The sequence below is a fragment of the Flavobacterium oncorhynchi genome, from assembly GCF_002217355.1.
Lineage (GTDB): Bacteria > Bacteroidota > Bacteroidia > Flavobacteriales > Flavobacteriaceae > Flavobacterium > Flavobacterium oncorhynchi.
In genome coordinates this window covers 141,888-166,321 of the sequence record NZ_MUHA01000010.1, presented here as the reverse complement: position 1 = coordinate 166,321, position 24,434 = coordinate 141,888, and the positions used below count along the sequence as shown (strand labels likewise).

Sequence of the window (24,434 nt, the reverse complement as noted above, 5' to 3'; positions counted from 1 at the left end):
TTATGTTATGTGTTTTTATTCAGTTAATTACGTGTGCTATTTTTTTTTTTTTTTTTAATGTTTGTGCAGGAAACCGAATATTTCAGTTTATTCCAAAGAAAAAGCAGGCGTTTTTAAGGCGCCTGCTTCAATTCAATGAGATATTAAATTGCTTACTAATTCAAATTAAAACTTATCCCAGAATAATTTTGTTGTCATTTTATCACCGCCAATTGCTGTTGCGGCTGCATTGTAGTTAGCCGTATTTAAAGTAGCGTCAAATAAAGAATAAATGTTTCTTACTGGTACTTTTCCTTCTGCTTCAGTAACTGCTGTTATTGGTGCAGCTAAAATAGGGAAGTCTAATCTTCTGTATTCCGTCCAAGCTTCAAACCCGCGGTTGTAGTATGCAATCCAAAGCTGATACGCTATTTTTTGTTTATCAGTTCCAAAAGCTGTAGCATAAGCTACATCTGTTCTGGCTAGATAAGTGTCAGTATCTGCAGTTGAAACTCCCCAGTAATTCATACTGGAACGAATTCCTTTCTCGTAATATTCAGCCGCTGTTGCGCCTACACTAAAACCTCTGCTCGCAGCATCTGCAAGTAAAAAACAAGTTTCAGTATAATCAAAGATTACCCCAGGATTTGATCTTTCTTTGATTCTTACACCTACATTCGAGAAGTTTTTGTAACTGACTTGCTGTGCATAAGGCGCGCCTTTGTAGGCTCCGGCAATTTTTGAAGCTGGATTAAAAAAGATGTCTCTTCTAGGATCAGATTTTCCGTTTAATTCGTTTACAAAAAATTCTGTTGGCATGATTTGGCTTTCGTTTACCAAACTGTTGTATAATGGATTTTGGTCAACGATAGTTTTGTAATATTGAAATAAAGCATTTTCGGCATTATTTCCAATTACGCCCGAGCTGTATGCAGATTCTACCATTGCTTTAGCTTTGGCGGCATCAACATCGGCTAAGTGCATTCCTAATTTTAGTTTAACACTATTAGCTAATTTTTTCCATTGTGACACTTTTCCTTTGTAAATAAGATCAGCTGATCCGAAACTGTCATAACTGCTATCCATATCTGCAATCGCAGCATCTAAACGAGCAGCTAAATCTAAATAAACCGTTTTTGCATCGTCGTATTTTGGATTTGGATATTTTTCTATATCTAAAGCTTCTGAATATACAATGTTTCCAAAAAGATCCACAAGTGTTTGGTAAGCCATTATAATTTGAACTTCCAAAATAGCAATTCTATTTTTTTTAACTGCTGCTTCAACAGGACCTAAAGCCTGCTCTTCGGTTATTTTCTTTTTTGCAATTACGAAATCCTGCAGTACATCTCTATAAAGTATTACAGAATGCGAGTTGCCTAGGTTTCTTTTGGCTTGATTGTAATTTACTTCGTCTGTATAAGTCGATGTAGTCCAGTGCTGGGCATATCCTCTAAAATTATTGTCATTAACAGAAGCATTAGTCAAGAAATAAGAATAATTTACTTGAGAACTTGTCATTAAACTTCCTGGTAAGGCTGAGGTGTATGCTTTTGTATTCTCGTTTAATCTATCGATATCTTCACAAGAAACGGCAGAACTTAGCAATATTCCTGCAAGGAGTATGGTTGTTATTTTTTTCATTTTGTTTGTTTTTAGAATTGAACTTTGATATTAAAGTTGTACTCTTTTGTTGTTGGTAATACTCCAGTTTGGAAACCTTGCATATTTCCAGATGATGTTCCAGCTTCTGGATCAGCATATGGAAGATTTTTGTGGATAATCCATAAATTGCTTCCATTTACTGCAAAAACAAGACTGTTGATGAAAGTATGTGTCAGGTATTTTGAAGGGAATTTATAACTTAAACCTACTTCGCGTAATTTTACATAAGAAGCGTCGTAAACATAAGCTTCCTGCGGCATAGAGTTGTAGGTGTTGTAATCTGCAGGAACAACTGTTGTGTTAGGTGTACCATCTGCTTTTACTCCTGGAAGAATAATTCCACCGCCATCAGCAATTGCATTTCTTATAGGGTTTCCTAAGTGATTGTTTCCAACGGTACTTTGGTAAATACCTGTGGTGTGACCATATTGTTGATCCAGCGACCATACGCTTCCGCCTTTTTTCATGTCTATTAAAAAGTTGAATGCGAAATCTTTGTAACGGAAAACGTTGTTGATACCGCCAGTCCAGTCAGGATTTACGTCACCAATTGTTGCTCCGGCTACCACTTCATATAGACCGTTGGCTTTTACAACTCTTTCACCATCTAAATATTTAAATCCTCTTCCAATAAATTGACCAATTGGTTTTCCAACCTCAGCAATGTATCCTACACCTTGAAACGAACTTATCGAAAGTCTCTCAGCGCCATTTAGATCAATAACTTTGTTTCTGTTAGATGCCCAGTTGATTCTGGCTTCCCATGAAAAGTCTTTGGTTTGAAACGGAATCACATTCAGCGAAAGTTCATAACCTTTGTTTTCAACATTACCACCATTAATCCATTGTCTGCTGTAACCTGTTTGCACTGGTACTTCGATAGATAAAATTTGGTTTGTAGTATTGGTTTTGTAGTATGAAAAATCTAAACCAATTCTGTTTTTTAAGAATTTAAGCTCAACACCGGCCTCAACACCTTTTGTAAGCTCACTTTTTAAGTTAGAATTGCTTTTGTTGTTTTCATTTGAAAAACGAATTCCATCAGGGCCAAAATTGCTGTTTTTTGCAAACGTTGATTGAATAACAGCAAACTCAGCGTCGTTACCAGTTTCGGCATAGTTTAAGCGAAGTTTTCCAAAAGATAACCAGTCTGCATTAAGATGTTTACTGAAAATGTAAGTTCCTGTAATAGATGGGTATGTATAAGTATTGTTTTTCTTAGGAAGTGTAGAAGATTGATCTACTCTGTATGAACCCTCAACAAAAAAAGTTTCATCAAAATTGAAAGTGGCATTTGCATAAACACTGTTTGTACCTATTGTTTCGTAAAACTCGTCAGGATAGTTAATAGGAGCAATCGTGTTGCTTAACATGTATTTACCAGGAACAATTAAACCTCCATTGGTTCTGGCATAAGTATTACTATTTACTGAGCGTCTTGTATTGCCTCCTAATAATCCATAAAATTTAATTGTTTCTGTAATATCAGTTTTAAAGTTTAAGATTAAATCTAAATTTATCTCACGGAATGTTTTGTCATATCTAGAATACTGTCCTAGCATATTGGCTGTTCTTTTAGAGCCTACAGCAATACGTTCTTCTTGCAATTGAGTGTAGTAATCAACAGATCCTTTACCTACAATGTTTAACCAGCTTGCTACATCTGTGCTTAATGCAAAATTACCAAAGAAACGATCTCTGTTTAAAGAGTTGTAATTGTTGTAACGCTGAAAGTATGGGTTGTCATGAAACTGAACACTTAAGTCTGTTGGTCCGCCAACACTCCAAGTAGTGTTTCTTTTGGTTAAATTGTAAGCATCTTCTAAATCCTGAAAATCAGCACTCATATTGTACCATTGTCTTACACTGCTCAGGTAGTTATTTCCACCGTCTCCGTAACCCGTTTCGTTCATTCCCTTAGCGTATGCTTTCAAGTAATTTGCTGAAGCAGAAATTTTTGTTCTTGAACTAAGTTTGTAAGTTGACGAAAAGTTAAAGTTGTCTTTTTTGTTACTGCTGTTTGGAAGAATTCCTTGCGTTTGGTTATAGTTTGTATATCCAAATCTAAAATCTCCATTTTCATTTGATGCCGAAACAGCGATGTTGTTCGTATAGGTAAGACTCTTTTGGTAAAAACTGTTTGGATTCTTTTTTACAGGTGTCCAAGGCTTTGCAATACCATACGTAGGTAATTCTGGGTAAAAAGAGTTCCAGTTGTAAACCAATAAATTTGGATCGTATTTTGGTCCCCAGGATGCATCATCTGTTGCTGCATACGGGTGTGTACCGCTGCCTAAATCTACAGTTCCGTAAAAATCACCATATCCGCTGCCGTATTGATTTTGGTATTCTGGTAATGTTTTTTTGTCTACAGATCCAACATTTACTCCACTTGTAAAAGTAATTCCTAGTCCGCCTTTAGATTTGCTTCCTTTTTTTAATGTAACAAGGATAACACCATTTGCTGCTCTAGAACCATACAAAGCAGAAGCCGCAGCACCTTTTAAAACGTTCATAGATTCAATGTCGTCAGGGTTTATATCTGATGCCGCATTTCCGTAATCGTATCCACCAGTATTTCCACCAATTTTTTGTTCGATTGAATTTGTGTTGTCGTTATTTAAAGGAATTCCGTCTACAACCCATAAAGCTTGGTTGTTTCCTGTAAGAGAAGACGATCCACGAATAATAACATTTGTTGATCCGCCAATGTTGTTGTTTCTTCTAATGTCAACACCAGCTACTTTTCCCGAAATAGAGTTGGCGACATTTCCACTGTTAACTCTTGTCAAATCTTCGCCTTTTACTTCTTGTGTAGCGTAACCAAGAGATTTTTTCTCTCTTTTAACACCTAAGGCTGTAACCACAATTTCTTGAAGCGCTGTTGAACCTCCGGACATCTTAATGTTTATCTTGTTTGTAGATGCTGGTACTTCTTGAGATTTCAGTCCTATATAGCTAAATGTTAAAACTTGGTTTGCAGATGCGCTGATGGAAAAAGCGCCGTCAAAGTCTGTTTGTGTTCCTGTTTTGGTTCCTTTGATGGATACACTTACGCCTGGTAAAGGCAGTCCTGCATCATCGGTAACAACTCCTGTCACTATTCTTTCCTGGGCAAAGATTAGCTGCGTTGCAAATACAAAAAAGAGTATCGCAATCTTTCTAAAATAAAGGTTAATTCTCATATTATGATTTTATGATTAGTAAGTGCAAATATTTTGCATTTATGGTTTTTTTTATGCCAATATATTATCATAAAATCAGATTATATTATCGTGTTTTGAGTATTGTTTATTTTATTGTTTTGCGCTTGTAAGTATTTATTTGCTTAAGGATGTTGTTGTTTTATATGTTTTAAAACTTGAAGACATTTGGTTAAGATAATCTAGATATTAAAAAAGTATAAAAACTTCATTTTCAGAATAAAAAAAACAGTTACAAAATTGCTCTTGTAACTGTTTTTTTATGATGATAAATTTAAAGCCCAACGGGACATGTGATTAAGTTAGGCTTTTAGAAAATAAAATTAATTTCGCAAAGGATTAAATTTTAGGCACAATATTGTCATTTCGACGAAGGAGAAATCTCCGTAAGAAACTCTACAAAGATTGGCCTTACGTTGCGGAGTTACTCGCGAAGATTTCTCCTTCGTCGAAATGACAAAGCTTTGCGATTTTGTTCCTTAACTTAATGATATTGACCTCTGGGACTTAAAAAAAAAAGCTATTTGCGCTGCATCAAATTTTCTATATCTGCGATTTCGATAGGCAATGCTTCCGAAAGATTTATGTTTCCATCTTCTGTAAGCAGATAATCATTTTCTAATCGACAGCCGATTCCTTCTTCTCTAATATAAATTCCGGGTTCGCAGGTAAATACCATTCCTTTTTCTAAAACGCGGGAATACAATCCAACATCATGAACATCAAGGCCTAAATGATGAGCCGTTCCGTGCATGAAGTATTTTTTGTAAGCCGGATAATCGGGATTTTGATTGGCAATATCGTCAGCAGTAATTAGTTTTAATTTAATCAGTTCTTGTTCTATTAAAGCTGCCATTTGTTTTTCGTAATCGCTATGAAGAATACCAGGTTTTAGCAGTTTAGAACCTTCTTTTAAACAGTGCAGAACAGAGGAATATACTTCGCGCTGACGAGGTGAAAAAACACCATTTACGGGAACACATCTTGTAGTATCTGAATTGTAGTTGGCATAACAAACACCAAAATCTACTAAAATCATATCGTTTTCTTTGCAAACGGCATCATTAGTATTGTAATGCAAAGCGCAGGCATTTTTTCCTGAAGCAATAATAGGTCGAAAAGCATGACGGGAAGCACCATTTTTAATCACTTCGTAAATCAGTTCTGCCTCTAGTTCAAACTCTTTAATGTTTGGTTTAACCGCTTTTAAAAGACGTTCAAAACCTTTCACGCTGATTTCAGAAGCTTTTTCTATAAGAGCAACTTCTTCATTTGATTTTATAGGACGTAATTCACGTGTAATTTTTGCTGCTCTGTAATATTGATGTAATGGATATTTTTCTTTACACCACTGAATCATTCGATCCTGACGAGTCGTCATTTCGGCGGTTACTCTTTTGATGTGTTCATTATGACCTAAATAAAAAGCATCGGCTTCAAAAGCAAAAAGCTGTAAAGTCTTTTCGAATTCATGAACCCATTTTATGGTTTTTATACCCGAAATTGCTGCGGCTTCTTCTTTGGTCAAAAAATCGCCATCCCAAAGTTTGGTATGCTCGTTTACCTCTTTTATAAATAAAATAGTTCGATTTTCTTCTTTGTACGCATCTGGACAAATAACCAAAATAGTTTCGTCCTGATCAATTCCCGACAGGTAAAATAAATCATTGTTTTGCGCAAATCCCATTACGTCATCTGTATTGTTGGGCATTACATCATTCGAAACCAAAACCGTAATGGTGTTTGGGTTCATTTTTTCAGAAAAACGTTTTCTGTTTTCGATGAATAAAGAAGGTGATATCGATTCGTATCTCATAAAATTACAATTGAAACATTTCTGTATTGACAGATGTGGTTTTTTCCGAAATAATCTCCGAAACCAGCTTTCCTGTTGCGGGTGCTAAACTTAATCCCATCATCGCGTGTCCTGTTGCCAAAGTTAAGTTTTTTATTTTTTTGTCTCGAGTAATTATTGGCATTCCTGATGGCGTGCAAGGTCTAAAACCAAACCAAGTTTCTTTTTCTTCCGGCATTTCGATTTTTAAATCGGGATAAAATTCATTGATGCTGTTGACAATTCCCTGTACTCTGTTTTTGTTTATTTGAGTATCGTTTGTATGGGTTATTTCCATAGTACCGCCAAAACGAATATCATTGTTCATAGGTGTAACAGCGACTTTTCCTTCGCATAAAATGGCAGGAATTGATGGTTTTTGTTTGGTATCCTGTAAAGTAAAACTATATCCTTTTCCCGGTAAAATTGAAATAGAGCGATGTAGTTTTTTTGCAATTTCCGGGCTCCATGATCCTGTTGCTAAAACGACTTCATCTGTTTTAAAAGGTCCTATGTCAGTAATTATTTCTGTAACAGAATTGTTTTTTATAACGAAATCTTCGACCAAAGTTCTATTGTAAATTTTTACATTTAATTTGTCTAATTCACCTTTTAAAAACCGCATGAATTTTTGCGGATAAAGATGTGCGTCACTTTTATAATGCACCCCGCCAATTACGTCTGTTCGAGTTCCTTTCTCAAGTTTTGTTACTTCATCTTTTGATAAAAAATCGACTTCTAATCCAAAGGAAGCGGCCAGTTCTCCTTCATGGATAATTTCCTCGCCTGTTCTTTCTGTTTTATAAAGCATTAAAAGACCTTTTTTCTCGTAAAAAAAGGAATCATTTTCTTTAGTAAAATCCTCGTACAATTCTTTGCTGAATAATGATAAATTGCAAAGTGCCGGCATTGCTTTTTCGACATGCTGTTTATTAGCATGTTTATAAAATTGAAGTCCCCATTTTGCTAGATCACTGCTCAATCTTGGTTTTACATAAAACGGACTTTGGCTGTCAAACATCCATTTTATTCCCTGTGCGATCATTCCGGGCTGTGCCAATGGAATAATGTGCGAAGGAACAATCATTCCGGCATTGCCATACGAACAGCCGTCGGTCATGTCTGATTTGTCAAAAACAACTACTTCATAACCTTCTTTAGCGAGATAGTATGCAGAACACAGTCCTATTATTCCGCCGCCAATAATACTTACTTTTTTCATTAAAATTATGCATTTTAAAAAGCATTGGTAAGCGTAATTATGTGCTAAAACCAATGATTTTACTTGATATTAAATTAAATTGATCTGCTGGCTGTAATTTTCTTCAACGGATAGAAACATAGGCTTTTTTTGTATAATAAAAGAATACAAAAGAGAAATACATTTCTCTCACAAAGCTTACTTTGTGTATTTAAAATAAGTGAAACGCCTTTTTTTCAAGATTAAGCATCTATGTTTCTATGTGTTAAATAATTGTATTAATAGGCAGAAAAAATTAGATTACTTGAAATCCAAATGCGTAAGGATCATCTTCTTCATCAATAATTATATTGTTGTAACCATATACTTTTGCCCATCCTTGAATACTTGGTACAATGGCTTTAATATCTCCGATAGAAGTTTCTTCTTCAACTCTTCCTATAAATTTGCTGCCAATAAAACTTTCGTGAATAAAATCTTCGCCTTTTTTTAGTTTACCTTTCGCATGAAGCTGTGCCAATCTGGCTGAGGTTCCTGTTCCGCAAGGTGATCGATCGATTGCTTTGTCTCCATAAAAAACCGCATTTCGTCCAGATGATGAAGAATCTAACGGATCTCCTGTCCAAAGCATATGACTTACATCTCTAATAGTGCTGTTTTCTGAGTGAATAAACTTGTCAGGATATTTCTCGTTGATGCGTTTGCGAACTTCCTGACTGTATTGTACAATTTTTGCTGCCGTAAAATCTTGTATTCCCGAAAAATTAGTCTGCGGATCTACAATGGCATAATAATTTCCGCCATAAGCAACATCAAAAGTTATTTCGCCAAGTTCAGGACAATCAATAGTAAGTCCTTCGGCAGCGAGATATGATTTTACATTGATTAAACGTACCCAATCTACTTTTTTTCCTGTTTGCTGATATTCAATTTGAACTAAACCAGCGGGCGCTTCCATTTTTATTTTTCCTGGAATTTTTGGAGTAACCAATCCTTCTTCAACAGCAATTGTAATTGTTCCGATAGTTCCGTGGCCGCACATAGGCAAGCAGCCAGAAGTTTCGATAAACAAAATACCAAAATCATTATCAGGATTACTTGGCGGATAAAGTATACTGCCGCTCATCATATCATGACCTCGGGGTTCAAACATTAGTCCTTTGCGAATCCAGTCGTATTCTTTTAAAAAGTGCTGGCGTTTTTCGCTCATATTGTTACCAATTAAATTTGGACCGCCGCCGGCAACCACTCTCACTGGATTACCACAGGTGTGTGCATCGACACAAAAAAAAGTTTTTCTTGGCATAAATTAAATAGGTTTGTTTGTTATTACATCATTAACAGTTCTATTGATATTTAATGGGTTTTTATTCTGAAGTGCTTCCGGAAGTAATTCATCCGGCCAATTTTGATAACTAAAAGGACGTACCCATCGTTTTACGGCATGAATTCCCACAGCAGTAAACCTAGAATCCGACGATGCAGGGTAAGGGCCTCCGTGCAGCATCGAAGCACATACTTCAACACCAGTTGGAACTCCGTTAAAAATTAAACGACCAACTCTGTTTTGTAAAGCACTTATAACAGTGTCGTAATTTGAAATTTCGGCAGATTCGGCAATTATAGTTCCAGTCAGCTGTCCGTCTAATTTATTAATAATTGCAGTAAGTTCTTCTAGATTTTCGCATTGAACAATAATAGAAAACGGACCAAAAACTTCATGACTTAATACTGTATTTTCTAAGAATGTTTTGCCATCTACACTCAATACGGTTTGCTGTGCATAATTAGGAGCAGTTTCTTCTTTATATTCAGCAACAGTTGTAACTCCGTTTTGAGATCTGATTTTTTCTCTGCCGTTATTAAAATCAGCTTTAATCGACGGATGCAGCATACAAGAAGGCGCTATTTTTTCGATTTCGTCTGCTAATTCTTTTGAAAACTGATCTAAATTTTCTCCTTTTATTCCTAAAAGCAACCCCGGATTGGTACAAAATTGTCCCGTTCCAAGTGTGATTGAACCAGCATAAACGGCTGCCCATTTTTTACTGTTTTTTTCTAATGCTTCTGGTAAAATAACGACAGGATTAATGCTTCCCATTTCGGCAAAAACAGGTATTGGTTCTGGGCGTTGTGAAGCCAGATCAAATAAAGCGCGTCCTCCGTTTATACTTCCTGTAAATCCAACAGCTTTTACAAGCGGATGTTTTACTAAACTTGTACCAAGTGTTGTACCGCTGCCAATTAAATTAGAAAAAACACCTTCGGGCATTTGGTGTTTTTTTGCAGCTTTGATCACTGCCGATGCAACCATTTCGCCTGTTGCAATATGCATCGAATGGCTCTTTACAATTACAGGACATCCTGCAGCTAAAGCTGATGCTGTATCGCCTCCTGCGGTAGAGAAGGCAAAAGGGAAATTACTAGATCCAAAAACAACAACTGGACCTAACGGAACCAGCATTTTGCGTAAATCTTCTTTCGGGAGCGGTGTTCGATCTGGAATTGCAGTATCGATAGTCGCTTCAAGCCAGCTTCCTTCTAAAAGCATATTAGCAAAAGAACGTAATTGAAAAATAGTACGTCCTCTTTCAGATTCTGCTCTGCCTTTTAAAAAACCTGATTCGGTGCAGTATATTTCTAATAAAGCATCTCCCAATTCCAGAATTTCGTCTGCAATTGAATTTAAGAAAGAAGCTTTTTTTGCGGCTGGATAATTTTTATAAATTTTAAAAGCATCATCAGCCAAAGCAATCGCCTGTTCGATTTCTTCAGGAGAAGCTTCTGTAAATGTCCAGGGATTTTCGATATTCCACTGTGGGTTTATGGTTTTATATGTTTTGGTTCCGCCTGCTAAAAGCTGACTTCCCACATAATTTTTTCCTGTAATCATTTTTTTATATGTTAAGATTAAAGTTAAATCCAGATTTGTTAAAAATTACAGTGTTTTTGTGTGCTGGTTATTAATGTAATAACCAGCTCAAAAACAAACAAACTAAATCAACCAAATTAAACTTTTTGAGAAAAAAGATTAATTTTCTGTTTAATACAAGCTTATAATACTATAGACTTGTAATCTGGAAGTGTAGGTCTTGTGCGTAGGCTTTCGCTGATAATAGCCAACACTCTTTCTCTTTCAGCTCCGTGAAGCGGTAATCTTGGTGCACGAACATGTTCTGTTCCTAAACCTGTGGCAACTTCAGCCAGTTTTATATTTTGTACTAAAAGCGGATTAATATCTAATTCTAAAAGAGGTAAAAACCATCTGTAAATAGCCAAAGCTTCTTCGGCTCTTCCTGCTTTTGCCAGTTTGAAAATCGCTACAGTTTCCGCAGGGAAAGCATCCACTAAACCAGAAACCCATCCGTCAGATCCCATGAAGATACTTTCTAGTGCCAGCGTATCAACTCCTGATAAGATTTTTAATCTTCCGTTAAAACGGTTTATAATTCTAGTTACATTCGAGATGTCTCTTGTAGATTCTTTTACGGCTTGAATGTTGTCGAATTTTAAAATTTCTTCAAACATATCTAATGTTACTTCTATTTTATAATCTATAGGGTTGTTATAAATCATGATAGGAAGTGAAGTGCTTTTTGCAATTTCAGAGAAATAAGTTACTGTTTCGTGACTTGCAGCATTGTAACGCATAGGAGGAAGTAGCATTAAACCTTTTGCTCCATTTTTTTCTGCTTCATTAGCAGCAAGAATCGCGGCACGAGTAGTTTGCTCGGCTATATTCATAATTACCGGAACTTGCCCGTTAACGATATTGATTGTTTCTTGAATTAATTCTTTTTTTTCATCTTGTAATAAAGTGCTTGCCTCGCCAAGTGTACCTCCTAAAATTATTCCAGAAACACCTGCTTCGAGTTGAGCTTTAACATTTACTCCAAACATATTGAAGTCTAATTTGTCATCGGCAGTAAATTTTGTGGTTACTGCTGGCATAACGCCTTTCCATTGAATACTCATAATTACGATTTTAATTTTTTCAAAAATATTTATAAGTGGTAAATATGTGCTTAGGGAAGTTATCACAAAAAGATACTATATTATCCGATTTAGTATTAATTTTTAAAATTATTACTTAATATGTGTACATTTTTTTATATTTATCACATGTAATTAAATTGATTATGAAAGTATTTCCATTTAAGATTCCAAAAACTAAAGAAGATTCACTGATTTATCAAGAGGATATTGAGTTTGTTTTCTATGATAAATTGCATCAGCACGAAGAAATACAAATCAGCTACATTGAAAATGGCGAAGGAACCATTTTTGTAGGTGATACTATTTCACCCTATCAAAAAGGGGATGTGGTAGTTATAGGCAGTAATTTGCCTCACGTATTTAGAAGTGATGCCAATACAGAAGAATTATCTGTGATGTTAACATTGTTTTTTACTGCCAATTCTTTTGGGAAGGATTTCTTTTCATTGCCCGCATTAAAAGAGATTCAACCGTTTTGGGAAGGCTGTAAAAATGGCTTTGTGGTTAATAATCCATCTAATAAAGTTATTAAATCTTTTAAAAAGATTAAATCGGTTAATGAATTTGATCGGTTTATGCTTTTTTTAGAAATAACAAAAAAGCTTTCGCAGGATAAAAAAACGCCGCTTTCGAGTTATATATATGATAAGAAAATCACGGACAATGAAGGCAAGAGAATGCAGACGGTTTTTGAATATGTAATGACTAATTTTCAAAAAAATATTACGCTCGACGAAATTGCTGCTTTATCGAATATGACCAAAAATGCGTTTTGTAAATATTTTAAAGTGCGGACAAATAAAACTTTTTTTCAGTTTTTGATCGAAATAAGAATTGAGAGAGCAGGGAAGCTGTTGTCGAAATCGCATGAGCTTTCGGTTCTGGAAGTTTCAGAATTGTGCGGCTTTAATAATATTTCGAATTTCAATAGAAAGTTTAAAGAAATCAAAGGAGTCTCTCCTTTAGTTTATCGGAAATCTCAAAGATTGAAGTGGAAACAAAAGGTATAAACGTTGGCTGTAATTTAAAAAAAATGTTTAAAACACATAGGGACATAGGTTTTATAGCTGGAAAAAGATGCGTAAAGAAATACATTTCTTTCGCATAATGCAATATCATTAAGTTAAGAGATTTTAGATTGAAGATTAACGATTGCTGATTTTTGATTTCTGTGTTACTTAATAATAAAACCGTTGATTCTATGCCATTTTGTAATTCTGAAATCAAAAATCGTTAGTCAAAAATCTTAAATCATTTTTAAATCATTCTTTAACTTAATGACATCGCGCATAGGCATACTTTGTGTATTTAAAACAAGTGAAACGCCTTTAATGACAAAGAAATCTATGTTTCTATGTGTTAAAAACATACCAATGCGGGAATAAAACAATTGATCATGTAAATGAAAAAAGCTCCTTAAAACAGTATTGTTTAGGGAGCTTTTGAGTTTTGCGCGTTTTTATTATTGAGGCTGCTGTTGTGTTACACAGTGAACCATTCCGCCGTTTTTGTATAAATTTCGAACATCAATACCTACAACAGTTCTTCCTGGAAATAAGCCGGCAATAATGGTATTGGCAACAGCATCGTTTGGATCGTGATAGTTTGGAACTAATACTTTTCCGTTGGCAACATAAAAGTTTATGTAACAGCCTTTGTATCCTAGATTGGTACCATTTGTAGTCACAACATCATTTTTTGACAATGGCAGAAATACTTTAGTATAAGCTTCATTATTTTTGTTAGAAGCGCTGTATAACACGTTTATATCGGTTTGCGTTAATCCCCAGTTCAATAAATCATCGTTATTCATGGTTACCATTTTATTGCCAGGAACAAATTTAGCAATACCGTCAATATGCATATCTGTTACATCTTCTTTGCTGAATCCGCCTTCTAACCATATGAATTTTGTTGCACCGTAATATTTTGTAAAATTAGCTTCGGCTTGAGCCTGCGTCATACCTGCATTTCGAGTTGATCTGTTCTTTTGGCTCAGGACAGAACTTTTTGTAGCCATCATTACACCGTGGCCGTCTAATTCCACAGATCCGCCTTCGTTTACCATTGGTACGTTTACCGCTTTTATACCAATTTCACCAGCGATAAATGATGGGACTTTATCACATTTTTTATAACCAAATTTTTCTCCCCAGCCATTAAATCCCCAATCTTGAAGTACCAATTGACCAGATTGGTCTTTTGCAAAAATAGGACCGTTGTCTCGCACCCAAACGTCGTTTGTTTCGTGTATTTTAAAATTTACGTTAGTTAATGGCACACCGGCATTTGTCAGCAGAGTTTCAATTCTTGATTGTTCTGCAGCATCATAAGCTATAATATGAACTTTTTCTGTTGATTGAAGGGCTTTTGTCATTGCTACCCATGTTGCGTCTAAACTGTTTCTGTATGTTACACCATATTCATATTGATGCGGCCACTGCAGCCAAGTACCTTCGTGCGGTGCAGATTCTTCAGGCATTGTATAAAGAACATTAGTAACTGGTAAAGTTGGATCAGGATTTGGTGTCGATCCTTCGACTTCGCTGCTGTCGCAAGCTGAAATTAAAATGGCAAAAATCATTGATAAAATTGCTTTGTTGTACATTTTGATGTTTTAAATTATTGAATAAATGCGTTCAGGGTTCTAAAAATTACTCGACAAAGAGAATAATTTTTAAAACCCTGATATTTTTTTTTCTCCCAAATGAACTAGTTTGGGTACAGAAAGTTTATTTAACGCTTAATTTACCCAATTTTCTTACCTAATTTGGTAAGAAGTTCTTGTTTGTTTAATTTGCTGATGGGTATTTTATGAGTCCCAATAATGGCTAAATTTCCATCAATCAGTTCCACTTTACTTAGGTTGACAATAAAGGAACGATGACAGCGGTAAAAAAGCTGTTTTGAAAGTTCTTCTTCCATCGCTGTAAGAGCAATTAAAGTAGTATATGTTTTTTTCTCGGTTACGATTTTTACATATTTATGAAGACCTTCAATAAACAATATATCGCTCAAAAGAATTTTAATATGCTGATGACTGGATTTTATAACTATCGATTGATCTATAACTGAGGCTTCAGCAGCATCTTTGCTCTCGTTTTCTAATTTTAGTAATTCCAGCGCTTTGGCTGCAGCCTTATAGAAGCGTTCAAAAGTTATGGGTTTTAGTAAATAATCTATAATATTTAATTCGTAACCATCTAAAGCAAATTCAGAGTAAGCTGTTGTAAAAATTACTTTTGGCGGATTTTGAAGAGACCTCAAGAAATCGATTCCAGACAAATGCTGCATTTGAATGTCTAGAAACAGTAAATCGACTTTATTTGTTTTTAAATAATTGCCGGCCTCAAGTGCCGACGAGCATTCGTAGACAATTTCGAGCTCAGGAATATGCATTAAATGAGTGCGTATTAAAGTACGAGCTAAAGTTTCATCATCTACGATGGCGCATTTATATATTGTCTTTGTTTCCATAAAAACTTAAACTTACTTTATAGATTGAATCGATTTCTTCGGTACTTAATTGGTAATTGTCTCCAAACAGATTTTTGAGCTGCGATTCTATATTTTTCAATCCAATACCTTGATTTTTTGATTTAGGCTGAAAAGAATTAACAACACTAAACTCAATTTTATTGTTGACAGCGGTAAGAATTATGTCGACAAAACCATTTTTGTTTTCAATAATATCTCCATGCTTAAAAGCATTTTCTATTAATGTAAGAAATAATAGGGGAGGAACCTCTGGAATAGAGTTGTCATTAGAAATGGTAAAGCTTATATTTTTCATTCCTGCAATTTCTCGGTATTCCTGAATTTGAAGGTATTTGTGAATTATTTCTATTTCTGAGAGAAGAGATACGCTTTTCTTGTCGCCTTCATACAGAAAATAACGAAGTATATCAGCCAAACAAGCAAGCATTTTTGGAGCATTGTCACTTTTTATCAATGTTAGTGCATAAATGTTATTAAGGGCATTAAAAAGAAAATGCGGGCTGATTTGTGATTTTAACAGCATCATTTCGGTTTGCAGTTTTTCATTTTCTGCCTGCAGGCGAAGTTGTTTTTCTGTAAAATATTTATTGAAAAACCAAACAATATAAGAGATGAAAAGATAAAGCGAATGATTTAGAAGGAATGAGATAAATGATTTTAGCAAATCATCGTCATACAAAACAACATTCAATCCAGTGCTGTAATAGATTAAAAAACTAAGACTTAACAGCAGAATTAAAGCTGAGACATAAGCTGTTTTTCCTTTTTTGTTCAAAACAAAAGGCAGCAGAATGAATAGGTTAATGTAAAATTCAGAGCAAAAAGCAGCAACTTCAAATGAAGTATAAAGTATACTCTCTTTTAGATTGTAAAATGAAGCTATGTAATCAAATACATACAATGAGATAAACAACCAAAAAAGCAGATGGTAGTAAATTTTATTCATTTGACTCTTAATTTTATGCAAAGTAATTAAATTAGAAGCAACATTGAATAAAATAGAATAATTTTAAGTCAGTTTTTAGGGATAGTCATTATTAAGTGATTTTTGTAATAAAGTCAGAGACTTTTAGAACCTTACGTTTTTAAGAAGAAGATAAGGTAGCGCAAGGTCAGAGACATTTGCGCAGCGCTTGTCATGAATACTTTGCAGAGCAGGGTTCTTTCCTATGCTGATGAAGAACAACAAAAGAAGGAGGAAGAAAAAAAAGATGAAGAAAAGAAAAAATAAAAAATGAAAAAAAAGCTTTTTTATACTATACTATTTTTAATAATTGTCGTTGTTGGTTTTTATGCTTTTATCGGAATCAATTTCGGTAATGGCGTAGCAAAAATGGCTAAGGATTTAAATAAAGTCCAAAAAGAATGGAAAGAGAAAAAAGAAGAACCACTGGATACAATTAAAAATTTTGTTGTAAAAAAATTAGACTCTGTTAATAAAAAAAAATCAAATCCAAGAGCAAAGAGCAATAAATAGAGAGTATTTCCCCGCTCCGCAAAGAGTTCTCATAAAAAGCTGCGCAAATGTCTCTGACTTTGCGCAATTTTTTTATTCCTTAGAAATTATAATGGGCTAAAAGTCTCCCGACTTTTTATGGTTATTTTTTTTAAAGTATGTAGTCTAAAACTTATACTTTTGTAAGAAAAACGCAATGAAAGAAGGATATGTTATTAGAGATCAAAAACTACCACATTTTATCACATCAACTGTAGTGGACTGGATAGATGTTTTTACACGTCAAAGTTATAGAGATATCGTAATTGAGTGTTTGGATTATTGTATTAAAAATAAAGGAATGATATTGTATGGTTATGTAATTATGAGTAATCATATTCATCTGATTATACAATCAGAAGACGGAAAGTTATCGGATTTAATAAGAGATTTTAAAAAGTTTATAGCAAAATCTATTTTAGAAAAAATACAAAACAGCCCAGAGAGCAGGAGAGAGTGGATGCTTGAGCGATTTAAACTAGCGGCAGAAAAACATACTAGAAACAAGCTTTATCAATTTTGGCAGTATGGAAACCATGCAGAAGAAATTTACAGTAATAAATTTATGTGGACTAAATTAGATTATATACATTTAAATCCAGTAAGAGCTGGTTATGTAAATCGAGCGTCAGAATATATTTATTCAAGTGCAAGTAACTATGTTAATGATTCTGGATTGCTAAATATTGAGAAAGCAGATAATCCAATTGTAAATGTTTTTGATCTAAAATCTGTTTTTAGGGATAATCATTATTAAGTGATTTTTGTAATAAAGTCAGAGACTTTTAGAGGTTTACATTTTTTAAGAAGAAAGATAAGGTAGCGCAAAGTCAGAGACATTTGCGCAGCGCTTGTCATGAACACTTTGCAGAGCAGGAATTCAATATGTTTCTGTTATAAAAAAAAAATGATAAATAGTTATTCTGAAAAAGTGAAGAAAGAACAACTTAGTTTCTCATACAAACCTGAAATAGGAGCAAGAGGAAGTGAGGCTGACGAATTGAGATTTTTCATTAACGGAAAGAAAATAACTGGAATAGGAAGAGGTTTTGATGGATGGAAGCGGGAGATTATACATGATATTATCGAAGAATTTGAAAACTTAAACATAAATAAAAGATCTAATTAAAAAGTAACAAAATGGGGGTAATAGATGATACTGGTATTGGCATTTTGATGATCATTTTTGGAGTAGGAATTATTGTTTTTATGTTAAAAAGATCACCTTCATATCCACTAGTAAGTGTTAATTTTAGGGGTTATGCGGGGGTATTGCCTTTATACTGTTAGGTATAATATACATACTAAATAAACTGCATTTATGGTAGATAATGGTCATGGATTGCTCGTAATAATTTATTCCCCGCTCCGCAAAGAGTTTTAACTAAAAAAATTACGCAAGTATTCATTTTTATTCAAAACTAAAAACACACATATTAAAGCATTTCTTCACTTTCCAACCAAAATCAATAAAAAAAGCTCCAGATTTCTCTGAAGCTTTAATGAGTTTAAAATGCAAAATCGAATAACAATTGTGCAATATGTGTGTTAAATAGTGATCTTTAAAAATTAGTATTTACTTTTTTAGAGCGATCGGCAATGTAAGAGATCAGCCAAGTTACCTGTCCTTCTTTTACAAAATATATTTTCTTTGTTTCTAAATTTGGAATACTTTCTAAGCACGTTACCAATATGTTGTTTGCCGAAATAAGGTATTTCTGGTCATAAGTGCTTAAAACTCTCGCCATTTCTTTGTTGGTTTTGGCAAGGTTTGTAAATTTTCCAAAGTTATTTTTCAGAATAGCATCATAATCGATAACATCTTGAAGCGTCAAAGGAATGTAATGATCTTTAACGTTTTCATCATAGTACAACGTTGAAAACGCCCAAACAGCACCACCAGACAAATATAATTTGTCTTTTTTCATTAAAAGCGGATTCGCGTCAAACAGCTCTTTAGTTTTCTTGCGTAATTTTGGATTAAAATCAAATGACTTTTCTTGATAGGTTGACATATCATTAAGCTGACTTTTATTGGTTACTGTTTTTTCTACAGCATCGGTAAGCGTCATGGTGCCAAAATCAAGTTCTAGAGGAATAAACTCTAATTTATTGTCTTTAAGTTCGTCAATATAACCGCCTTTAGTAGTTTGAGCGCCAATATCCAAAAGAAAAGCATTTGCATAATCAACAGGTGGTATTGCACCTTTAACTAACGTTTTGGCTTCTTCAGTACCATCAAGTATTTCAAGTTCTTTACTGGTAAGAGAAATGATTTTACTTTTTAAAACATCAAAGTTGCTGGCAGATGCAAAGACAGGAGCCGCAACGATAAAGATATTTTCGTCCAGCATTTTATAGTCGGCTTTGATTTTTTTTAATTGATCGACTATAGTCAGACTCGTTTTGTTTATGTCTTCTGGTGTAAGTTTTCCAGAAGCGCTGATATGATCGGCAAATGGAATTCTTTCTGTCCAGAAAGAAAGTATTTTATAATCAGCTTTTTTAATATTATTTACATCAACAACAGAAACTTTAATAGCTCTGCGTCCAATTTCAATTCCAGCGTAAATACTTTTTTGAGCAAATGAGTTAAGGGTGAAAAATAAATTTAAAAGAATAAAAAATAGAACTTGGGGTTTGTTTTTTTTAAGCATTGGATTTTAATTACGATTATAATATAATTTATTTTTTATCGAACAAAGACTGTAGGTAATCTATTGTTTATAATAGTTTAAGTCGTAGTTTAAAAAAAAAGCCTCAGATTTCTCTGAAGCTTTGTCTTAGTAGCGGGAACAGGACTCGAACCTGTGACCTTCGGGTTATGAGCCCGACGAGCTGCCTACTGCTCTATCCCGCGATGTTTCGGGTGCAAAGATAAGCACTAAATACGGTTATCCAAAGAAATAACTGAAAAATTTTGAATTATTGCTTTTTAGATTCTAATTGATTGTTTTTTAATGTGTTGTATTTGGTGTTTGTTCTTGGTTAGATTTTGTAATTCAGTAATTCTGCGTAAGGATCGTTTTTTAAACCCAATAATTTGCCAAAAGCAGGTTCTGTTTTATAACCATTTTGTTTGAGTGCTATGATTTTTAATCTAAAATTCTCGTCTTTGGATTGTAGAATTTGATGTTCAATAAGCATATGTTTATAGGCGTTTTGATTTTTAGTCGGAGTATTTTGCCCGAAGATCTCTATTTCAAAACTATCAATTTTAAAATTTGCAATAACAGATTCATTATTATTGATCAAACTGTTTCTAATTTTAAACTCAGGTTTAGTACTAAAAGCTGTGGAAATTTTGGATACAAAATCGGTTTTGTTTGTCCAATAACAAATAATATCGAGATCGCTGTTTTCAATATCAATACTTATAGGAATAGTGCCGGTTAAAATAGGATCAAATTCAGACAGCATTTCTAAAATCTTATTTTGGGTTAAGATTTCATAAACTCGAACTTGCTTTGAATTTCCTGTTTTTAAATAGGTAATAGAACTAAAATCAATCATATTTTTAGTCGGCATAATTTTTTTCTTCTTTAATTTCCTGCTCCAATCTTTTGTTGATATTGATTTTGGCATTGGTAAAAACAAAAAGGGTTGTTTTGTATTCTCTTGCGTATTGGTTTGTTATTTCACCGGCAATAAAAGCAGCTTCAAAATACGGACTTGTTTCTGCGAGTTCATTGCTGTTTTCTTCAAATTCCTTAACTCTAATCAGGTTTTGGTATTTGATATTCAGATTAAACCAATTCACATAATCAGCATTAAAAGAAACAGCTTTTATTCCTTTTTGAGTATAAAAATTTATTGCTCCCGCTTGTCCGTAATTATCGCAAAGCACTAATGTATTTTCTGATTTTGGGAATAAACCGTAAACAGAATCCGTTTTTCGGGCAAGTTCTTTCCAGCCCAGCATATCGGCAAAATCTTGCGGCAGTTTGTGATCTTTTCCGTCTTCCCAGCGAAGCATTCCTAGTTTTTTATACTTCTCAGGATGTTTTACAATGTATTCTGGCGTTTTGTTTGGAAACGCAATATTGTACATCGGAATAAACAATAATATCGGAATCGCTGCAAATACATATCGCAAATAATATTTCCATCCTTTTTGTAAAACTTCAGAAAGGTATACGGCTCCAAAAGCAATATAAATAGGATATAAGCCAATGGCATAATAAGCTTTGGCTTTGAAATAAATAAAGACAATCAGCGTAAAAATTATCGACCCAAAAAAGAACCTGTATTTTGCAAAAGGTTTGTAAAATAATAAACTGTATAAAGCGGCCAAAAGAACCAAGATAGATCCTATAAAAAACAAAAGTTGTTCTTTTAGAAAATCAAGACGATCTACATTTACCAATTGTGTTTCTGCTAATTCTTTCATGTGATGTACAATCGGAAAATGATTGTTATACTGCCATAATAAGTTTGGAAAGATTAAAAGAAGTCCTAAAAGCAAGGCAGAATACAGCTTTTTTTCGGTTAGTATTTTTCTTTGGTTTGACAGTAAAAGTGCGGGTAAAAGACCAATCAGCAGGAAAAGAATATTGTATTTGTTTAAAAAACCAAAAGCAAATACAATTGCGCCTATATAAAACCATTTTGATTTTTGAGTCGTGATATATTGAATTATGATATAATAAAATAGTGTCCAGCACAAAACGTCGAGCGAGTTGGGCTGATATAGCATATTGAGTCTTAAAAGAGACGAAAACAAAATGCATATAGCGCCAAGAACCAATGCATAAAAACTTCCTTTTAAAACCTCAATTGTTTTCCAAACAAATAAAAGAGTGAGTGCGCCAAAAAGGGCAGGGAAGAACTTAACCCAAAAAACGGAATTTCCGAGTTGAAATATTAGGTAAGAAAACCATGAGGTAACGGGAGGAACTGATAAATAGCCCCAAGCCAAATGGTGCGCCTGATCGAGATGTAAATATTCGTCGCGCTGCAAATCATATTCAGGACTTAAAAGCGTGTACTGTAAAACAAATTTTAAAATGATAAATCCAATTAAAACAAGTGTTTTTTTTGTCATGGGATTTTTGGTTTAGTGTACAAGTGCTTTTAGGTCAGTTTTGTAATAACGAATATATGATTTATTTTAATTTTATAATTAATAGAAGTTGTGTTGGCAGATAAAAAAAAGCTCCAGATTTCTCTGAAGCTTATTTGTAATTTTAATTTTTGGAGTTTAAGAAATTTATTCTTCTAATGCAGTTTCAAATTCCATATGATCTACTGTTTCTTCGTCTGGTTTTACAGTTTTAGAAGCTTTTAGAGCATTGAATCTTTCCAGCATTTCGGTTTCTCCTTCTTCACCGCTGAAGTATGGGAAAACATCCATAATTGGTGATTCAGAAATGGCAGGAATCGAATATTCTCCCATAGTGTTTTTCATAACATGAATCGTATTGTCGTAAGCTTCTCTCACATCATTTGCCTGAATCAGCATATACATATTCGATTTTCTTTCTTTTCCGCTTTCTTCGTCATAAGCGATCAATGAAACTTTTGATCTAAACCAGCGATCTGTGTTTTCAAAAGGATGAATTTCGGCATAATTTGCCACTTTTATGTTCGTGATTTTGAATTCTTCACTTATATAAGCAGCCATTTCTTCATTGATTCTTTTTTCAGCTTCTGTATAAGATACTGCATCTACCAAATAAGGTTCTGTTAGTACTTTTTGGCCTCCAGTTTCATCTGTTTTTCTATATTTTACTTTGCATTCGTACCAAATTGCGCTCATCTCTTTAATTTTTTTAAGGATGCCAAAGATAGATTTTACAGGAAAAAAAACTCATAAAATACACAAATAGATATTCACAATTTGAGTGTGATTTAGGTAAAGTGTTGAGTGTTTTGTTTTTAAGTCAGTTTTAGAAGTGTAATTATTTTTCAGCCGCAGATTAGAAAGATTTTTAGGCGTCAAAATAAAAAAAGTCTCAGAGATCCTGAGACTTTCCTTTATTCAAAAATAAGATTGCTGTATTATGGTAAATTTAAATCTTTAAATCCTGAAACTTCTGTTGAAACTTCTCCAAGCCATCCGCCTTCAGCACGGTTAGAATTGTATACTTTAATAAAGTCAACTCCTTTTAGTTTTACTGATTCTCCTTTTGCATTTACAGCCCAGCTTATGTCGATTTGACCTCTTACATCAGCATTAGCCCAGTTGTCAGTATAGCCCCATTCGTAAGCAGGATTTGCCCAGTTGTTTCCTTTTCCGCCAGATTTATCGTAAATATTAGATTTTAAGAAAGTTCCTTTAAAGGTTACACTGTTTCCTTTCCATAAAGGGAAAAACGTTTGTTTGTGGAATTGATTTTTTGCTATATAACCAGTTTGCCCTTGATTGTCTGTCCAACGAATGTAATTTGGTTCGTTCGGATTAGTTGGTTCGGCTTCTGGCTTATAATACGTCATTTCGTAATTTTTGATAGTCGTAGTTTTATTGTGTTCAGAACCTGCAATTTCAAACCATTCATCATCTGCTTTTCCGTTACCATTTGCATCGTAAGAAACCATTACAATTCCTGGTTCAGCCCAATCTGTAAAAGCGTTTCCAAGAACTACAAAATCATTTCCTTCTTTATTGATAATCGTATGGTCAAAACCAAATTGTACATATCCTCCAAATCCTCCAAGACTAATCATGTTTCCTGCTGTTAAAGCTGTTTCGGCTTTTACACGCATTGTTTCGTCAGTATCTGTGGCAGTTGCTGCAGGCAGAGCATTTACAAATTGTCCTGGAGCAGGAAAGAAGTCAAAAACACGTGTAATTTTGTTTAAATATGCTTTTTCAGCAACAGTAACAGTAAAAGATCTAGAACTTTCGCCAACTCCATTTTTAGCTTTAAACTCGATATTGTAGGTTCCTGCAGCACTAAAAATATAGAACAAGTCAGCTGTTGCAGCAATTTCTTGGCTGTTTACAATCCATTTATAAGTTGCGTTTGCAGCGTTTGTTAATTGAGGCTGAACTTTAAACCATTGCATTTTATCAACAGCAAAACCTCCAGCTGGATTTGACAGTGTAATTTCTGGAGCGCTTGCAACGATGCTGATTGTACGGCCATCGGCAAAAGTAAAAGTCATAATTCCGTTTGCCAATGCAACAGATGTAATTTCTGCAGCGTCCTTTCCTTTTTGACCAGAAGCAGAAACGCCAGTGTCTACACTATCAACAAACCAGTTTCCGTTAGCTCCAATAGTGATTTTTGCAGCTTCGCCTTTGGCTCCGCTTTCACCTTTTGAAGATTTTCCAGTATCTACACCATCGATCCACCAGTTTCCGTTTTCGCCAATTTTTATAAAAGATGAGGTATTGCGAACATTTAATTTAGATCCGTCGCTCATTGTAATTACATAACTTCCGTCTTTAGTTTCGTAGTTTACCACATACAACCTTTTGTTTAATACATCAAGCAGGTTCTCGTATTGTGCCATTCGGTTTTTCAAATCATTGACATCATTTTTTAGATCGTTAATGTCGTCTTTATAACAGCCCGAAAGAAGCAGGACAACCGACAATGCAAGTAGAATTTTCTTCAT

Annotated in this window: 19 protein-coding genes and 1 tRNA gene; 4 read left to right on the top strand and 16 right to left on the bottom strand. The window is 34.2% G+C overall.

Going from position 1 to position 24,434, the window contains the following annotated elements:
• Positions 1–165: 165 nt before the first annotated feature.
• From B0A75_RS09025 to B0A75_RS08995, 7 genes are all read right to left on the bottom strand, one after another.
• Positions 166–1,623, bottom strand: a complete 1,458-nt coding sequence (locus B0A75_RS09025; RefSeq protein WP_089053952.1) for a SusD/RagB family nutrient-binding outer membrane lipoprotein — start codon at positions 1,621–1,623, stop codon at positions 166–168.
• 11 nt (positions 1,624–1,634) lie between these two features.
• Entirely contained in the window at positions 1,635–4,829 is a 3,195-nt protein-coding gene (locus tag B0A75_RS09020; RefSeq protein WP_089053951.1) for a SusC/RagA family TonB-linked outer membrane protein, read from the bottom strand.
• A gap of 538 nt (positions 4,830–5,367) precedes the next feature.
• On the bottom strand, positions 5,368–6,663 hold the full coding sequence (locus tag B0A75_RS09015) for an aminopeptidase P family protein (RefSeq protein WP_089053950.1): 1,296 nt from the start codon (positions 6,661–6,663) through the stop codon (positions 5,368–5,370).
• A gap of 4 nt (positions 6,664–6,667) precedes the next feature.
• Positions 6,668–7,903, bottom strand: coding sequence for an NAD(P)/FAD-dependent oxidoreductase (locus B0A75_RS09010; RefSeq protein WP_089053949.1), 1,236 nt, complete (start codon positions 7,901–7,903; stop codon positions 6,668–6,670).
• Between the two features lie 274 nt (positions 7,904–8,177).
• A complete protein-coding gene (locus B0A75_RS09005) occupies positions 8,178–9,188 on the bottom strand; it encodes a 4-hydroxyproline epimerase (protein ID WP_089053948.1) in 1,011 nt (336 codons plus the stop codon).
• Positions 9,189–9,191: 3 nt separating this feature from the next.
• Positions 9,192–10,775 carry an aldehyde dehydrogenase (NADP(+)) gene (locus B0A75_RS09000; protein WP_089053947.1) on the bottom strand — a complete coding sequence of 528 codons (1,584 nt, stop codon included), beginning with the start codon at positions 10,773–10,775 and terminating at the stop codon, positions 9,192–9,194.
• A 161-nt stretch (positions 10,776–10,936) separates the two neighbouring features.
• Positions 10,937–11,857: a dihydrodipicolinate synthase family protein gene (locus B0A75_RS08995; RefSeq protein ID WP_089053946.1), complete on the bottom strand. Its 921-nt coding sequence runs from the start codon at positions 11,855–11,857 to the stop codon at positions 10,937–10,939.
• A gap of 164 nt (positions 11,858–12,021) precedes the next feature.
• On the opposite strand from B0A75_RS08995, the gene B0A75_RS08990 reads away from it, so the two are divergent.
• Positions 12,022–12,888, top strand: coding sequence for an AraC family transcriptional regulator (locus tag B0A75_RS08990; RefSeq protein ID WP_089053945.1), 867 nt, complete (start codon positions 12,022–12,024; stop codon positions 12,886–12,888).
• A gap of 452 nt (positions 12,889–13,340) precedes the next feature.
• Here the strand turns inward: B0A75_RS08990 and B0A75_RS08985 are convergent, their stop codons facing one another.
• From B0A75_RS08985 to B0A75_RS08975, 3 genes are all read right to left on the bottom strand, one after another.
• Positions 13,341–14,486 carry an agmatine deiminase family protein gene (locus B0A75_RS08985; protein WP_089053944.1) on the bottom strand — a complete coding sequence of 382 codons (1,146 nt, stop codon included), beginning with the start codon at positions 14,484–14,486 and terminating at the stop codon, positions 13,341–13,343.
• A 140-nt stretch (positions 14,487–14,626) separates the two neighbouring features.
• Complete coding sequence (locus B0A75_RS08980) at positions 14,627–15,355, bottom strand: LytR/AlgR family response regulator transcription factor (protein WP_089053943.1); 729 nt, start codon at positions 15,353–15,355, stop codon at positions 14,627–14,629.
• Positions 15,333–16,322, bottom strand: a complete 990-nt coding sequence (locus B0A75_RS08975; protein ID WP_089053942.1) for a sensor histidine kinase — start codon at positions 16,320–16,322, stop codon at positions 15,333–15,335. Before B0A75_RS08975 ends, B0A75_RS08980 begins: the two co-directional genes overlap by 23 nt.
• A 288-nt stretch (positions 16,323–16,610) precedes the next feature.
• Between B0A75_RS08975 and B0A75_RS08970 the strand changes: the two genes are divergently transcribed.
• From B0A75_RS08970 to B0A75_RS08960, 3 genes are all read left to right on the top strand, one after another.
• Complete coding sequence (locus tag B0A75_RS08970) at positions 16,611–16,853, top strand: hypothetical protein (RefSeq protein ID WP_089053941.1); 243 nt, start codon at positions 16,611–16,613, stop codon at positions 16,851–16,853.
• Between the two features lie 175 nt (positions 16,854–17,028).
• Positions 17,029–17,628, top strand: coding sequence for an REP-associated tyrosine transposase (locus B0A75_RS08965; RefSeq protein ID WP_089053940.1), 600 nt, complete (start codon positions 17,029–17,031; stop codon positions 17,626–17,628).
• 150 nt (positions 17,629–17,778) lie between these two features.
• Positions 17,779–18,000, top strand: coding sequence for a hypothetical protein (locus B0A75_RS08960; RefSeq protein ID WP_123872349.1), 222 nt, complete (start codon positions 17,779–17,781; stop codon positions 17,998–18,000).
• A 433-nt stretch (positions 18,001–18,433) separates the two neighbouring features.
• Here B0A75_RS08960 and B0A75_RS08955 read toward each other — a convergent pair whose 3' ends face one another.
• The 6 genes from B0A75_RS08955 to B0A75_RS08930 all read right to left on the bottom strand — a co-directional run bounded on the left by B0A75_RS08955 (position 18,434) and on the right by B0A75_RS08930 (position 24,434).
• Entirely contained in the window at positions 18,434–19,528 is a 1,095-nt protein-coding gene (locus tag B0A75_RS08955) for a Ppx/GppA phosphatase family protein (RefSeq protein ID WP_089053938.1), read from the bottom strand.
• A 130-nt stretch (positions 19,529–19,658) separates the two neighbouring features.
• Positions 19,659–19,731, bottom strand: a tRNA-Met gene (locus B0A75_RS08950).
• A gap of 128 nt (positions 19,732–19,859) precedes the next feature.
• Positions 19,860–20,399, bottom strand: coding sequence for a DUF4269 domain-containing protein (locus B0A75_RS08945; protein ID WP_317044185.1), 540 nt, complete (start codon positions 20,397–20,399; stop codon positions 19,860–19,862).
• Positions 20,389–21,915 carry a glycosyltransferase family 39 protein gene (locus B0A75_RS08940; RefSeq protein WP_089053937.1) on the bottom strand — a complete coding sequence of 509 codons (1,527 nt, stop codon included), beginning with the start codon at positions 21,913–21,915 and terminating at the stop codon, positions 20,389–20,391. Before B0A75_RS08940 ends, B0A75_RS08945 begins: the two co-directional genes overlap by 11 nt.
• A gap of 165 nt (positions 21,916–22,080) precedes the next feature.
• Positions 22,081–22,629: a DUF4494 domain-containing protein gene (locus B0A75_RS08935; RefSeq protein ID WP_089053936.1), complete on the bottom strand. Its 549-nt coding sequence runs from the start codon at positions 22,627–22,629 to the stop codon at positions 22,081–22,083.
• Between the two features lie 242 nt (positions 22,630–22,871).
• Entirely contained in the window at positions 22,872–24,434 is a 1,563-nt protein-coding gene (locus B0A75_RS08930; protein ID WP_089053935.1) for a PKD-like domain-containing protein, read from the bottom strand.